Below are 15415 nucleotides of genomic sequence, written 5' to 3'. Positions count from 1 at the left end.
GCTTGCCGTTGGTATCCCAGAAGAAGATCCCCTCGGCATGCGAGATCGTGGGCGTCACGATGACGCCGCGCCCGGCGTAGAACGCTCCTCCGAAAGATGGCTTTTGAACAGGCTTGGGCTGTGTGGTCGGGGTAGACATTTTAAGGGCTGCTCGCAATCTGTTTGGTTGGCTAAAGGGGGGGTGACCTCATTGGCGACGGCCTTGCGCAGTGCTCACCTCATTGCGCAGGACTTCAGTGCGTCGCGGACCGAAAGAGCCTCCAACTCGAGGAGGGCCTTCCTCAGACGCACGGCATTCGCTTCGCCGATAACTGGGCTTGTGAGCCTGAGGAACTTGGCCTCTACCTCTAGCCGCCCAAACGGGGGGCCGCCGGGGGCACCGGTTGGAATGTCAGCCTCGGCGGAAACAGTTTGGCCGTTCTGGAGAGTGACACTGACGCGGGCCGGCAAGAGCCTCTCCGCATAGAACTTCTCGTCGGCCCCGGCGAGGGTTGAAAGGCTGAACCGTGCTGCGGTTTGTTTAAGGTCCTCGTCGGACAACTCGTCTTCGCGGAGTCCCGCGGCGGACGACTTGTCGTGCAGTTCGAGGGCGAGCGCATAGGGGATGTGGAACGCAGCCTCGACTGTCGATTGCGGCCAGGGGCCGCTAAAGTCGCGGACGAATTCGCTTACGGTTTCGACGTGAATTTCCTTGATGTCGGCGCGGCCAAAATGATGGCGGGTCAGCAACGCGCGCAAGCAGTCGATTGCGGTGTGGATCCAGCGACAGACGCCGAACGGCTTGAAGCCGGTCTCGAGGATAAAATAGCGCTCGCCCCACCGGTCAAGCATGTCCCGAGGTTCAAAACGGTCGGAGCCGGCCATGGCCCAGAAGCCATCGTCACCATCGAAGATCGTGCGATTGCCGTGGAACCCGGCGCGCACAAGGTCCACCGCTGTGATGGCGGCCTTGTTCGCCCAGCCGTAATTGTTCTTCAAAAGGCTCATCGGCCGCGAGTGGAACTTGCGCAGAAAGGGAAGCGGGGCATGCATCGAGGTCAGCCCGTAAGCATCGGCTATCTGCTCGGCGCTGAACTGGTGCAACAGGCTTGCCGCGGTGCAGGCGCCGAAGATCTGCCACGTGGCGTAGCCCTTGACCTGGCGGTCGCGTTCCTCGCTGGGCCGCAAGGCGGTACCAAGCCTGAGGGACATTTCATAGCCGCCGACAACCGCTGCAATTAGCGCAGTGCCGAAGCTGTCGACCTCTTCGGCAACGGCGAGCGCAGCCGGGATAATCGAGGCGCCGGGATGGCCGAAAAGGACGTAGGAATCGTCCAGGCTCAGCATGCTGGCGCTATGTGCGTTGGCATGAGCCGCATTGGCAGGATGGAAGCGCCATGACGCGCCAAAAACGGTGCAGGGACCGCCGGAATCGATGCGCGCGAGGTAAGGCGACATCTGGCCTGCCCCACCCGTCTTGCTTCCTGCGATCATGCAGCCGACATGATCGAGGATGAGGAGCTTCACCTTCTCGCGAACCTGTTTCGAAAGCCTTTCGTAAGAAAGCTTGGCGACCGTCTCGGCCACGTCCTGTGTGAGAGGCATGTTTTCAATCTCATTAAGGTAAGCGAAGCCCACTCAGGGCAAGCAGGATTGCCTGCCCCGGCTGGCGGGTTCGGTGGCACGCTCGGTGGAAGATCGCCTATTTCTGGATCCAAGTATTCCAGCGGTCGATCAGCATTGGCTTGTTGGCATTGATCCACCTGGGGTCGGGAAGCACCATTTCGGAACCGATCTCCCCAGCCGATGGCATGTTGGTGCGCGCTTCCGCGCTCATGTATTTGAGCGCATCCTTGCTCGGCGGCACGCACGACAACGCCTCGCAAATCTTGCCTTGGACTTCTGGCGAATCCAGGTAGAATTTCGGCAATTCAAGCGCTTCCGCTTTGTGGGGCGCGCCTTTCACAACGGCGTAGCGATCGCCCACCAAAATCGCACCGTGATGGACCAGGCGACCAGGCGATCGGCTGTCCTTCATTCTTGAGCGCGGTGATGCGGGTCATATACATGATTCCGGCATCATACTCTCCATTGCGGAAACCTTGAACCGTCTGGTCGCCGGTCGTCCACCACAGCCCGACATCGGGCGCAACTCGTCGAGCTTCTTGAAGGCGCGGTCCACATCCATCGGACAGAGCTTGTCCCTGGGCACGCCATCGGCCAGGAGCGCGGCCGTCAGTTGCCGCCAGGCGTCCGTGTGCGCGGGCATCGCGCGAACTCCTCGGAACTCCGTGGTGTCCCAGAATTCTTCCCAGTTGGTGGGGCCGCCATTGGGGAAATGGTTTTTGTTGTGGGCAATCAGTGTCGCGCCGCGGCCGAAGAGGGCCCCAGAGGCTTCGCAGGAGCCGAGCAGCAGGTCAGGGCGATCTCCGAATTGCCGACAAAACTCGTCAATGTTCGCAGCACGTTCGGCATGGGACGGTGCCTTGGCGTCCATCTCACCTTCGACGAAGATGTCCCACGACACGTCGGCAGCTTCGATCAAGGCCTGCACCCTGGCGCGCCGTTCATCGGAGCCGCCGGTCGGGACCACGATGAGCTTGATACCGGTCGCCTGTTCGAAGGGGTCGAGCCAGTACTCACGGAGAACCGTGTCATAGGCGCCACCGCTGCTTGCCAAGACGACCTGCCGGTCCTGCGCCATCGCGGGGACCGCAGACGATCCCAGCGAGAATGTCGCCAGTCCACAAAGGCCAATCACGAACTTGATCTTCATTTTCGTTCCTCCTTTGGTTGATGATTCTCGACACAAATGGCACCTCTGGATGCGCGCTGTGCCAGACGATCGTTTCTGTCCATTAGGCCCGGTTGAATGCTCGCGGCATGAATGCCCGTACGCAGGCCGCAGATCGATTGGGGTTCCTGAAGAAAACACGTCATGTAACGCACGGTCGCGCTAAGGAGACGCTCGGATGACCGCTCGTGCAGCATTGATCGCACTGGGGCGCGCTTCCCAGGAGCATTGACGAAGTTTCGCGGCCAGCTGTCGAATACATTGTAGGAAAAGGAACCAAGCGGAGCCCCGTCTACTATTTGTTCTGTTCTCGGCTAGCCCGTAAGATTAAGGTCGACCTCCTCGAACAGTTTCCTGGTGATCGTCTTCCGCTCGATGCCCGAGATGAAAAGGTGACCGTTGCTTTGTCGAAGGAGGAGATAACGTAGCGGCATTCGGCGATCCGTTGTGAACCGGATGGAGAGAGGTGATGGTGGACTTTTGCAGATCGTGACATTTCCTTTTAGACGAGGAGCATGTGCCCGTTTCAAAGCAGTCGCCCAGTGCCGCGAGCGGTGCCTTTAGATCCGGCGGGCGCCATCGGCTTCCTTTGTCCCAAAATATACCCGCCGAACTAGGATGTTATCATCGGCTAAGGCGTGGGAATTAACTGAGGTGGACGGTGCATTTCATAGCACTGATACTCCGTTCCCTTGAAGATAACCTTCCGGAGGCAAGAAAAACCCAGCCCGACATGCATTCTGAGAGACCTTGTATTAGTCGGGCGTATCAGAGCGACCAACCGATCGACAGGCTGGGTTGCGAAGGCGAATTCGATCACTGGCTTAAGGCTTTCCGGCCCAATCCGTTGACCGGACCGAGCTCCGAACAAGGCGCATCCGATTTGAATGTACGTATCATCGAAACGGCTCACACCGGATCGCCCCACGAAGCGCAAGTCACCACTGTCTTCTCGTTCATAGACCATCCAGAATCCAATCCCGTAGGTCTCCCACTCATGAAGATAGACGGATAGCCGCGCATCCGACATTTCCCGCGTTGGCGGAATTCCCTGCATCGTCGATTGGACTACCAGGGGATCACATTGGAGGCGATGCAGGGCATCGCCGTCCGAAGCACGTATTGGGCGCATGAACAAGCGTCGTGTTTCCAAATTCATGTGAAAATTCCATCCAATCGTAGAGATATGCCTGCAAGGACAGCGCAAACACGAAGGCGGGTAAGGAGGAGTGGCTTCGAATGAGGTGGGCGCATCTTCGAAATAGCGCATGTTGCGGTCGCAGGCCTCGATCGATGTCTGGTGGGGGTCCGCCGGAATTGCGATCTGGCGTCGGCGGCATTGCACAAGGTTGCATTGACGGGGCCAGGTTGTACAAACGGGGAGCACTCGTGCTGAATAGACGCTGCCAATTATTTTGCGACGAAGCCTTCTTGGTACCTATGCATGTGCCATTCCAAGCAAAAACATATTCCAAAATAACGTGATAGCTGTAATCCTGCTCTGTCGTATGCCGACATTGTCGGACATCGGACGAAGCGGAACGCGGTTGATTCATTTCCTGTTCTTCCTGGATCGCCCACCTTGATGGAGCGCACCCCTTTTGACCGGACACGCGCATAGCCGGTAAGGCATAGGCATATTCGCATGCTTATGATTAACTATGACTTCCGAATCCAGGCGCTAACCCACACACGATAGCGCTGCCTACCTGGCGGGCACCCAGGCTGGTGCGGAGAGGTGAGGGCTTCCTGATTGTTCCTGTTCGGTCGGAAATGGTGTTACGGACCAACCGATTAAGCCGACGGCACGCTGAAGTATTGCCTCGGTCTGAGCAAGACTGGGCGAAGCGGCGACGACATGTCCGATTATGTCTGTGTAATCCCATTTCCTGACAATCGGCGTCTTGGGTTCAACATAAAATTTGACTTCAGCGACACCCGGTACAGCAGCCGCCCGAATGTCGCCATCGATCCAATCGAGGATGCCGTCGCGATCAGGAAGCAGATGCTGCGTGATCGCTGTCTGTGAATGTGTTCTACGCAGATTGCATTTGTCGCCGATGACAAGCTTGATGTGCTCGGTGACGAGATCGATACCGTACGCCAGCTGAACCCGCTGAGGATTGGTGCCACCCGTAAGACGCGGATTGACTTCAATAACGACTGGGCCACATTTCGTCCACCGAAGTTGAACGTTAGTTGGCCCCCAGCCAAGGCCGAGAGCTTGCAAGCAGCCCAGCGAAACATCAGCGATACGCTTATCCTCGTCATCGCTCAGCGGGGCCGGATAGATGCACTTACGACCGAGGAAATGGGGTGGGGGGCCGAACTCAACGGTGCAAATCCCGATGACCTCGTTTCCCATTATATCAGCGGAATAGTATGCACCTTGTGCGAATTCTTCCACCAATATCCTCGGCGAGGACAGCCATGTATGGTCTCCACCGAGTAGATAGTTTGTATGTTCGGCTAACTCATCCACATCGCGGCACAACCGGACACCGCTGCTGCCGGTGCCTACGGCCGGCTTAAGAACCACCGGGAAACCGATCTCCGCGGCAGAGCTCTCTACCTCTGTTGCATTCGCTGCCAAGCGATAAGCAGGTATTGGAACGCCGGCCTTCGCGAGGAGCTGACGTTGGACGAATTTGTCGCAGCAGCGTTCAACGGATGCGGGGTTCGGCCCCGGCAGATTGAAATGCCGGCAGAGCTTGCCAACTGTCGCATAGACCTCCTCCTCGGCGGCCGTAATGCCGGCAATCTGATAGGTCGCACTCAGCAGGGAACATTCGTGGCTCAGCGCATCGAGATTATCTGTATCGACACGTACAACCTCAATGTGTTCCGCCGAAAGATACTCGTACCGATCTGGATCAGCCGACAGGGTAATTGGATAAAGGCCAAGACCTCGGGCCGCTTCAACGAACAGCGGACCGATTCGCCTGTGGCCTTCAATCATGATCAGCGCTCTTGTTGTCATTGGTATCGACTCTCCGTGGTGTGCTGTGCTGCACCCTGAACGTAAACAGGCATCAGCTTCATCTTAGTACCTGCCCTCAGACTTTGCGTTGAAGGTATCATCGTCAGCGATTTGCTGTCGCAAAGACTCTGTAAATTTATTTGGAGGATTTGTTGCATAGTTTGGCTGCGGGAGTGTGGCATGGACCGTGTCAACGAATTTGGATCGGCTCCTGTCGCAGGTCCGTGTTGTGGCTGGCGGCGGGCAACGCCGTCGCGCCGGAATGAGTTCGGCAGTGCACCGGTCGGTTCCGGTCCGCACCTTAGACTGGAACGACCCACCGCCCGGTTATGTCGAGATCGACTTCGTGACCCGTTCCGGCACCTCCTCGTCCGGTAGCTTTGTGGAGCCGATGGTTCTGACCGATATCGCTACGGGCTGACCGAGTGCGTGCCGGTCCGGACTCGGGAAAGCGGTCTTGTGATCGCTGCCATCAAGCGGGCCAGATCGCTGTTTCCCTTTCCGCTGCTGGCTGCTGGGCGTCGACTTCGACAACGACAGCGCCTTCATGAATGAATCCGTGGTCTGCTGATGTCGAAGTCAAGGATTCGAAGTGACCCGTTCTCGCGCATATCGGAAGAATGATCAGGCTCGGCTCGAGCAGATGAACGGCGGCATCGTCCCGAAAGCTGGTAGGCTTACGAGAGATTCCTCGGTGCAGAGGCGACGGAAACGCTCGTTCGCCTCTATGACGCGGTGCGTCTTTACGGCAGTCTGTTCCGCCCTGTTCAAGTTGCGGGAGAAGACTCGGATCGGCGCCCGTGTGATCAAGCGCTATCGTCCGCAAGAGCCGTCCGTCGCGCGGGTACTGGCCCATCCGGCGTGGCCGAAACGGACAAGGAACGCTTACGAGCTATACTGGAAACTGTGGATCCGGTGATGCTGTTTGCCGGGATTCGTGCGGCACAGGAAGACCTTGGAAGCGGGTCGATCGTCGCGGTCTGAATGCAAAGCCCGAGGAGGGGTCAACGTCTTCAGTTCGCTTGACACGCTCGTTTTCCTATAACGCGACCGCAGGACGGCACATCGGCCAAAAGTCCAGCTGCGACGGCGTGCTGCGCATCATTATCTGTTCTGGACGATGGGACGCTAGATGCCCTACCAACTGACCGCAGGCTGGGAGCGCGTGGAGGTAATATTGCAAGCCGCCGAATTGCACGGTCGGCTCATCCCAGCCCGTATTAAGGCCTCGCGGGTCCTGGTGGAGACCAAGACCTGCGCATTTCAGTACGGCCTCTTTCCTGGTCCACAGCTCCAGGAACTTTCGCGTCCATAGCTCTCGCGGAGTTCCTTCAACAATCTTTGCCTCTTGGTCGGTCATAACGTGGCAAGCCAACTGGCGGCAATTTGCCAATGGGCGGCAATACTCAATATCTATCCCGATCGAGCCCAAAGCTGATACGGCAATAGCGGACCAATCCTGGCTATGAGACTGGCTCACCTCAATGTCATGCGCCGGCAACCGGGGCTTCCCAAAACGCGAAATGGTGATCTGGAGATGTGTCGGCGGGATATGCAAGTGCGCAGCAAGGATAGTTCGAAAAGCAAACTTTGCCCGGATATACGAAAGCCGCAAATCTAAGTGACGAATTTTTTCCGCCCGTTCCCGCTCAGTTGGGCTCAGCACTTCATGCATATGCAACGTAGGGATCGTCAGCTGTGAATGCCGGAAAACCCAGACCTCGATTGTGCCCATCTGCCTCTTCGAATGCATCCGTCACAGCATGTGGATCGCTCCGCCACAAGCTTTTGCCTGATCAGCTCACCGGTCAATCAGAACACGTTTTAGCCGCAACCCGTGGCTGTCTTAGATTGCGCGCGTTCGTTGTTTGCCTGGGAGACTTATAGGCTGCCAACGACTCGCGACGTGTGAAGAATCACGAAGCTATTTTCACTTTTGCGAAATGCCTCAATGTTCCTTGTGTAATTTGTAACGTTTACTATCAAAGTTTGATCTCGTACAGCCACTTTTATTCTAAAACTGAAACGAAGACGTATTGATCTTCATCAACACGTCAAATTAATTCTCAAAAAATTGAACCAGTTTTTAGAGAAAAATGTGTAGTACTCTCCGGACACAATGGCTAGCTGGAGAAAGCAATGGTATCCGTCACGCGTCCGCTCTCGCATGGCCAAATGGGCCTATGGCTGCATCATCAAAAAAGGCCAACTGGCAGCGAATACAACCTGCCGGTAGAGCTGCGCATAAAAACACCGTTTGACATTGATGGCTTGCAGCGCGCGCTCCAGTCATTGATCGACCGCCATGAAATGCTGCGCACGACGTTTCACAGGGAAGGCGAGCACGTCGTTCAGCGCATTCATGAGGCAGGTTCTCTGAACTTTCATGTCGTTCGGCTGGAAGGTATCGAAGAAGCGGAGTTTCAGGAATCTATTGCGACGGAAGCTCGCTCGCCTTTCGATCTGGAGCATGGGCCGGTGTTTCGCGCGCACCTGTTCATCCGCAGTGCCACGGAGGAGATTCTACTCCTCAACTTCCATCACATCATTTCCGACGCCCACAGCATTCGCACCTTCCTGCACGAGTTCGGCAGACTCTATCAAGCGTGCTGCGGCAACATGGACCTGCCGAGTCTCATCATTGCGGCCCCTTACGAGGACTTCGTCGCCTGGCAGGAGCGCCTCCTTTCCGACGACGGAGAACGCCTGGGGGGCTATTGGCGGAGCCAGTTTGTCGATCATCCGCCCGACCTAGCCCTTCCGACCGACAGACCACGAGCTGGGCTTGCCACACACACCGGGTCTGTTTTCTCCCTGGATATTGATATGCCGCTGGCCGCGCGCTTGGAGCGACTGGCGCATAAAGAAAAAGTGACGCTCGCCACCGTTCTGCTCGCTGCTTATTACGTCCTGCTGCATCGCTATGGCGACCAGAACGACATCACCCTCTACGTCCCACGCCTCGGTCGTCCCGCAGGGAATTTCTCGGGAACCTTCGGCTACTTTGTGAGCCTAGCACCCTTACGTCAGGATCTTTCCGGAAATCCCATTTTCCTCGACCATTTGCAGCGGGTGCGTCATCTTATGCGCTGCGCGCGCAGCCATGAGTATTTTCCTCTTCCCTTGCTGCTGGAAAAGCTCAAGCTCCCCCTTGTAACTGATCGCAATCCGCTCGCGCAAGCAGTCTTCAACTTCACTCCGGAGGCGGTGAGTTCTCTTGGCTTCACGCCATGCGCCGTCGACCTGTCCGGCTTGCCTGCGCAAATCCGATTTTGCGAGACCGATACCTGGATCGATCTTGATTTCCGAATCCTGTCCGGAAAAGAAAGAGTCCGTCTCTGCGTGGTATACAATGCAGATCTGTGGGATCACAGCACCATAGAGCGGCTGGCGAAGCACTATTGTTCGTTGCTTGAGGCGATTGCGGATGCCCCTGCACGGCGGATTGGCGACTATAATCTTCTTAGGCCAGAGGAAGAGCACCAACTACTGCATGGCTGGAACAATACGACTGCACCTTTTCCTTCCGACATTTGCCTGCACAACCTGATCGAAGGGCAGGCTGCAACTTACCCAGACAATATCGCTGTCAGCTGCCCATTAGAGGCGCTCAGCTATGCCGCACTTGAGCAAAGGGCAAACAGGCTTGCCCGTCATCTGAGTTCAAAAGGTGTCCGCCTTGGAGACGTGGTCGGCGTTCTCGTTGAGCGTTCCTGCGATCTCATTGTTGGCTTTTTGGCGGTCTTGAAGGCGGGGGCCGTCTATCTTCCTCTTGATCCGCGACTCCCAGCCCGGCGCCTTCGTTTTATGTTGCTGGACGCTGGCGCCACTGCGGTCATCAGTAAAATGGAGCTTAATGAACGGACATTTGGGAAAGCCCTGTCAGGGCTAATCACTGAAGGTGCGAATGGATGCGCGGTGGTTCTCCTCGACAAGGACCACGCCGAAATTGCTTTGCGTGAAGTCACGCCTCCACACTGCCCCGCCGGCCCCTCCGATTTGGCTTACGTGATCTATACGTCTGGTTCCACGGGGGAGCCGAAAGGCGTGATGATTGAACATCGCAGCGCCTGCAACATGGCGGAGGATCTAAGACGCACTTATCAGTTGGGGCCGGAAAACCGAATATTGCAGTTCGCTTCCTGCGGATTTGATGCATCGCTATTTGATTTCATGTTGGCCTTATCTTCTGGCGGTCAATTGTGCCTGGCTCCCCCGTCAGCGTCGTTGCCCGGGGCAGAGCTCGTCGAGTTCATGCGTCGTGAGCGCATTACCGCGGCCGGTCTTACTCCGACAGCATGGAACTCTTTGCCGTCGACCGATCTTCCTGATCTCACCGTCATCAAGTCAGGTGGAGAGCCCTTGCCGTCCGGCCTCGCTGAGCGATGGGGTGAGAGGCGCCGGATATTCAATTCCTATGGACCCACCGAAACGACCGTTTATTGCATAAGGACCGAGGTGCAGGCCGACGGGAGAAAGCCACCCATTGGCCGCCCCGCCATCAATACCAAGGCTTATATCCTCGATCGCTATGGTAATCCGGTGCCGGTTGGCGCAATCGGTGAACTTTACATCGGGGGCGTCGGTGTAGCCCGTGGCTACATCAATCGCGATGAACTCACGCGCGAGCTTTTCCGGCCAAACCCGTTCGAAGATGAGCCGCAAACGATGCTCTACAGGACGGGGGATCGGGTCCGCTATCGGTCAGATGGCACGATTGAGTTTCTGGGGAGAAAGGACGGACAGATCAAAATCCGCGGCATGCGGGTCGAGCTTGCCGAAATCGAGCAGTGCCTGATGGGGCACGAAAATGTTAAGGCATGCTGCATTACGCTGACAGACGGTCCCGACGAAAACGCGAGCCTGATAGCTTATCTGGTGATGCAACGGGAGAGTTCGGCAGTTACCGATGAACTACAGGCTTTTCTGCGCGCCGCGCTGCCTGGCTACATGATTCCTACACAGTTCGTGTTCCTCCCGCAGCTGCCGACCAATCGTAGCGGCAAAATCGATCGGCGCGCTCTTCCCAAGCCTAGAAATGCTTCGAAGACCGCAACTTTACCCGCCGATGGGTTGCAGACGGAATTGGCTGAGATATGGAAGGACGTGCTGAAGTTGGACTCCGTCGGCGTTGAAGACAATTTCTTCGATGTTGGCGGACATTCCCTCGCCATAGTCCAGGTTCAAGCGCGTATCCACGATCGTTTCGGCATCGATTGCAAGATTCTGGATCTGTTCGAGCACCCGACTCTAGGAACGCTTGCTGCGCACTTGGCCGCAATTGCGACCGCTCCTCATTCCGCTCAAAATTTTAAGAAGCCAATTGGCTCGGCCGCAAGCGGAAACGAGCCCAAACGGGACAAAAATGCTGTAGCGATCATCGGGATGGAGGGCAGGTTCCCGGGGGCGGAGAACGTGGACCAATTCTGGAGCAATCTGGTCAATGGCATAGAGTCTATCGCGGATCTCGATGAAGAGACATTGCGAGAAGCTGGCGTGGATCCCGAGACTTTGGCGAAGCCAAATTATGTGAGGCGTGAAGCCGTTATCAGCGGAGTTGATTTGTTTGACGCAGCGTTTTTCGGCATCTCGCCCAAGGAAGCAGCCTGGATGGATCCGCAACAGAGAATCCTGCTTGAGACGGCGTATCAGGCGCTCGACAATGCGGGATACGGATCGCGCGAGACGGCAGAAGGCAGTGTCGGTGTCTTTGCCGGCGTGGGGGCCAACAACTATTCCGCTGAACGTGAAGCAGGCCGCGATCTGCTGGATTCAGAGAAGTTGCAGATCCGCATTCTGAATGGCCCCGATTTCACGGCGACGCGCATTGGCTATAAGCTCAACTTGAGGGGCCCCTGCGTGTCAGTTCAGACGGCCTGCTCCACTTCCCTAGTTGCTGTCCATCTTGCTTGCCAGAGCCTGCGCAGCAATGAGTGTGACATGGCGCTCGCTGGCGGTGCATCGGTTTCCCTGCCTCATGGAAAAGGCTACCTCCATCAACAAGGCCACATCTTGTCTCCTGACGGCCACTGCCGTGCGTTCGATGCTAAAGCACAAGGAACGGTGAGGGGCAGTGGGGCTGCGGTCGTCGTACTCAAGCGGTTGAGCGATGCCTTTAGAGACGGCGATTATATCTGGGCAGTCATAAAAGGGACCGCCATCAACAATGATGGCGCCGCCAAGGTAGGCTTCACCGCCCCCAGCGCCGACGGACAGGCTGCGGTGATTCAAGCTGCCCTCACCGATGCTGACGTCTCTGCTGATACCATTGGCTATGTGGAGGCGCATGGAACGGGAACGTACCTCGGAGATCCCATCGAAATCTCCGGCCTGACCAAGGCCTTCCAGTCCCACACAGCAAGGAAACAATTCTGCGCAATAGGTTCGGTGAAGGCAAATATCGGCCATCTCGACGCCGCAGCGGGTGTAACGGGATTGATCAAGCTTGCCAAAATGCTGAACAGGGGCGTCATTCCCGTTAGCCTGCATTTCGATAAGCCCAACCCAAATATCGACTTTCAGGAGAGCCCGGTGTTCGTAAACAAGACCTGCACACCTTGGCCCAAACGTAGTGAGCCACGGCGCGGTGGAGTCAGCTCATTTGGCATTGGTGGCACGAATGCGCACATGATTCTTGAGGCGGCTCCGCCACGGAGCAGTGAACAAGGCGGTCGCAGGCTGCACGTCTTTCCGGTATCGGGGGCGAGCAGGCCGGCACTGACCGAAATGCTCAGGCAGCTGGCCGGCTTTATGCGCCGAAGCGATACTCAGCACAGCGCAGCAAACATCGCATACACCCTGCAAAAGGCTCGAGCCGCTCTCAGGTATCGCACAACTGTCGTGGGATCCTCTCTGGTGGAATTAGCCGACCAACTCGATCAGGCAGCACTGCAGGCTGGCGCGTCGCGAGAGGTGTCAAGCAGTCAACACCGCACCGTGTTCATGTTCTCCGGCCAAGGCGGGCAGCAGATTGGAATGGGTCGGGAGCTTTATGAAGAAGAGCCGGTGTTCCGCAGCGCCATCGACGAATGCGCAAAGTGGCTTAACGAATTCGCACATATTGATTTCCGCGCCCTGCTTTACGGCGAAGGCAAATCCGATGGCCAGGTTGAGCCTCAGCTGGAAGCCGTCATGCAGCCCGTCATCTTCGCCACGCAATATGCAATGGCGAAGCTCTTCATGTCGTGGGGCGTTTTCCCTGCCGCTGTGATCGGCCACAGCATTGGAGAATATGCAGCCGCTCATATTGCCGGCATCATCTCGTTGCCCAACGCCATTCGACTGACACTGGTGAGGGGACAGTTAACATCCCGTGTGCCTGCCGGCGGCATTGTCGCAGTCGGCCTTTCGCCGGAAGAGCTCCAGCCTTTTTGGAACGAAAGCCTTTCGTTGGCAGCAATAAACGGGCCGCGTCAGTGCGTCATTTCGGGGGCCGAATCCGAGATCGCAGCTTTTCATAAGCAATTGCAGGGGAAATCCGTTGCGAGCAAACCAATACGCGCAAGTCATGCGGTGCATTCATCGCTGCTCGATCCAATCCTGCCGGAGTTTGGGATTCATGCAGAACAAGTCGAGTTGCACGCTCCGCAAATACCTTTCATGTCAACGGTGCTCGGTGACTGGCTTGAGACGGACGTGCCGCTCGATGGCAGCTATTGGGTTCGCAATCTACGAGAGACGGTCCAGTTCCATCTGGCTTTCGATCGGCTCGTGCAGTCGGGCCACGAGTTATTTATCGAGATGGGTCCTGGCGCGGCACTGACCAGACATTCTAGGCAGTTCAAGTCAAAGAGCGACCAGCGCAGCCCCGCCTCCTTTCCAGCCTTGTCAGGAGACGATGGTGGGAAAGGCGACCACGCGAGACTGTTCCAGTCGCTGGGTAAGCTTTGGACCTGCGGCGTTCGCATTGATTGGTCTGGCCTGCACCACCGTCATCGCCCGCAGCGTGTCCCCCTCCCGCCTTATCCGTTTGATCGCAAGCGATACTGGCTCGATGCGGTCGTCACCAATGAGCGGGGACAAGATGCAGATTTGAATCAACGCAATGCTCCGACTGTATCCGTCGGTCGTCCGGCCGGACCTAGTCCGATTGCGGTTGAGATGTCTGCTGAGGCAGCTTTGGAACGCCAGATTGTGGAGGTCTATCAGGACATTTTGGGCTTGGATGACGTTGCCCTGACCGACGGCTTCTTTAATCTTGGTGGCGATTCGCTGAGCGCCTTGAGCGTCATCAATCGCATCGAGCAGCTCACGGGAGAGGAATTGGCGGTCTCCCTGCTGCTGGAACACCAGTCAGCAAGAGGGCTCGCGGTAGCACTCTCAAAAAACCGTAGAAGCGCGCGCCCGAGCGCATTGGTGCCGATACAAACTAGCGGTTCGCGGGCGCCTCTGTTTTGCCCGCACCCTTTTGGCGGACATGTCCTCCTCTATACGTCTCTTGCTAAGGCGCTGGGCGCGGAGCAGCCGCTCTTCGGCCTGCAGGCTCGCGGTCTGAACGGTAATGCAAGGCCTCACCTTAGCATTCCGGAGATGGCGCGAGAATATGTTGACGCCATCAAGAGCGTACAACCATGCGGCCCTTATCAGCTCGTCGGCTTGTCCATGGGGGGGAGCATTGCTTGGGAAATGGCCTGCCAATTGCGCGATGCCGGTGACGAAGTAGCAACACTTGGGCTGCTCGATGCCAAAGCGATTCACAAGGATCAAGAGCACATAAGCGGCCGTTATCACAGCCTGCTGGGCAGCAGCCCCATTCCTGACTATCTCAGCGAGCAAGTGGTCATATTCAGCATCATTTTTCCCGCGCTGAAGAAACATTGGCGGAGGCTGGAACCGATCGAACGTGAGCGTCAGGTCACTGCTTTGCTCGGTTTCGGAACGAAAGCAGGCAACCTCCCCGCTATGGACGACACGCAACTCAATCATATGCTGACAGTTGCCGAGGCAAATAGAATTGCGCTGCGTGATTATACGCCTCGAGCCTACGATAGCAGGGCCGTTCTTTTTGCGGCAAAGAAGGGGCTGCGCATGTCGACTAATCAAAGTAATGGCGATCTTGGCTGGAAGCAATTCGCGCGGGGCCGCCTGGAAATTCAAGAGGTCCCAGGTAACCATTACACGATGGTCGCTCCACCGCACGTGAGCGTGTTGGCGAAGAAGCTTAATACCTATCTCAATCGGCACGGTTAAGCGACGGCACCGTCGGCCGTGAACTATCCGCAAACCGTTGATCTGGCATCCTGATTAGGGCGGAGGTCGGCTTTGGAATTGCAGGATTTGCGGTGTTTGGGCACTGTTTTCTTGCAATTCGATTTTGCGATTCCCTTGTGCTGCGGAGCGTGATTGAACTAAACCGCTGCCGCGGTAGCTGATGCGCCGGTCTGGCCTGAGGAGGTCCCTGTCTGAGAAGATTTGGTGTCGAGCCAACTTTCCAGACAGGAGAACCCCAGATGGCCCAGATAAGCCCTCTGCGTCAGCGGATGATTGAAGACCTGACGATCCGCAATTTGTCACCGGAGACCCAGCGATCCTACGTGCATCACGTGGCGAAGTTCAGTCGATTTTTTGGACGATCACCCGATCAACTGGGATACGAAGAGGTGCGCGCCTATCAGGCCCACTTGGTGGGCCGAAGGGTCTCGTGGGGCGCGTTGAACCAGACT

9 protein-coding genes are annotated in these 15415 nt (G+C 56.9%); 2 read left to right on the top strand and 7 right to left on the bottom strand.

The features are described 5' to 3' along the window. Window positions 1–213: 213 nt before the first annotated feature. From M727_RS0131490 to M727_RS0131455, 7 genes are all read right to left on the bottom strand, one after another. Window positions 214–1584: an MmgE/PrpD family protein gene (locus tag M727_RS0131490; protein WP_084646992.1), complete on the bottom strand. Its 1371-nt coding sequence runs from the start codon at window positions 1582–1584 to the stop codon at window positions 214–216. 97 nt (window positions 1585–1681) lie between these two features. Then, window positions 1682–2017, bottom strand: a complete 336-nt coding sequence (locus tag M727_RS39425; protein ID WP_156941712.1) for a hypothetical protein — start codon at window positions 2015–2017, stop codon at window positions 1682–1684. Between the two features lie 21 nt (window positions 2018–2038). Continuing rightward, window positions 2039–2755, bottom strand: a complete 717-nt coding sequence (locus tag M727_RS39420; protein WP_051505828.1) for an extracellular solute-binding protein — start codon at window positions 2753–2755, stop codon at window positions 2039–2041. Between the two features lie 649 nt (window positions 2756–3404). Continuing rightward, a complete protein-coding gene (locus M727_RS0131475; protein WP_245269087.1) occupies window positions 3405–3905 on the bottom strand; it encodes a GNAT family N-acetyltransferase in 501 nt (166 codons plus the stop codon). A 573-nt stretch (window positions 3906–4478) separates the two neighbouring features. After that, the gene (locus tag M727_RS0131470) at window positions 4479–5753 is read right to left on the bottom strand and encodes an acetyl-CoA carboxylase biotin carboxylase subunit family protein (protein WP_027155889.1); all 1275 of its coding nucleotides are present in this window, start codon (window positions 5751–5753) and stop codon (window positions 4479–4481) included. 327 nt (window positions 5754–6080) lie between these two features. After that, window positions 6081–6302: a hypothetical protein gene (locus M727_RS0131465; protein ID WP_027155888.1), complete on the bottom strand. Its 222-nt coding sequence runs from the start codon at window positions 6300–6302 to the stop codon at window positions 6081–6083. A gap of 490 nt (window positions 6303–6792) precedes the next feature. Then, complete coding sequence (locus M727_RS0131455; RefSeq protein ID WP_198032733.1) at window positions 6793–7488, bottom strand: 4'-phosphopantetheinyl transferase superfamily protein; 696 nt, start codon at window positions 7486–7488, stop codon at window positions 6793–6795. Between the two features lie 404 nt (window positions 7489–7892). On the opposite strand from M727_RS0131455, the gene M727_RS0131450 reads away from it, so the two are divergent. Both M727_RS0131450 and M727_RS38380 read left to right on the top strand, forming a co-directional pair. Continuing rightward, window positions 7893–14942 (top strand): hybrid non-ribosomal peptide synthetase/type I polyketide synthase, encoded by a 7050-nt coding sequence (locus M727_RS0131450; RefSeq protein ID WP_084646991.1) that lies wholly within the window; start codon window positions 7893–7895, stop codon window positions 14940–14942. Between the two features lie 260 nt (window positions 14943–15202). After that, on the top strand, window positions 15203–15415 hold a 213-nt coding region (locus tag M727_RS38380), incomplete at its 3' end, for a site-specific integrase (RefSeq protein ID WP_036264133.1).

Source organism: Mesorhizobium sp. WSM2561, assembly GCF_000513915.1.
Lineage (GTDB): Bacteria > Pseudomonadota > Alphaproteobacteria > Rhizobiales > Rhizobiaceae > Mesorhizobium > Mesorhizobium muleiense.
This window is presented reverse-complemented; position numbering and strand designations above follow the sequence as displayed.

What these genes read in the sequence shown, in the direction of transcription:
- M727_RS0131490 (WP_084646992.1), bottom strand. Translation starts at nt 1,584, where the DNA reads ATGCCTCTCACACAGGACGTGGCCGAGACGGTCGCCAAGCTTTCTTAC.
- M727_RS39425 (WP_156941712.1), bottom strand. Translation starts at nt 2,017, where the DNA reads ATGAAGGACAGCCGATCGCCTGGTCGCCTGGTCCATCACGGTGCGATT.
- M727_RS39420 (WP_051505828.1), bottom strand. Translation starts at nt 2,755, where the DNA reads ATGAAGATCAAGTTCGTGATTGGCCTTTGTGGACTGGCGACATTCTCG.
- M727_RS0131475 (WP_245269087.1), bottom strand. Translation starts at nt 3,905, where the DNA reads ATGCGCCCAATACGTGCTTCGGACGGCGATGCCCTGCATCGCCTCCAA.
- M727_RS0131470 (WP_027155889.1), bottom strand. Translation starts at nt 5,753, where the DNA reads ATGACAACAAGAGCGCTGATCATGATTGAAGGCCACAGGCGAATCGGT.
- M727_RS0131465 (WP_027155888.1), bottom strand. Translation starts at nt 6,302, where the DNA reads ATGAAGGCGCTGTCGTTGTCGAAGTCGACGCCCAGCAGCCAGCAGCGG.
- M727_RS0131455 (WP_198032733.1), bottom strand. Translation starts at nt 7,488, where the DNA reads ATGGGCACAATCGAGGTCTGGGTTTTCCGGCATTCACAGCTGACGATC.
- M727_RS0131450 (WP_084646991.1), top strand. Translation starts at nt 7,893, where the DNA reads ATGGTATCCGTCACGCGTCCGCTCTCGCATGGCCAAATGGGCCTATGG.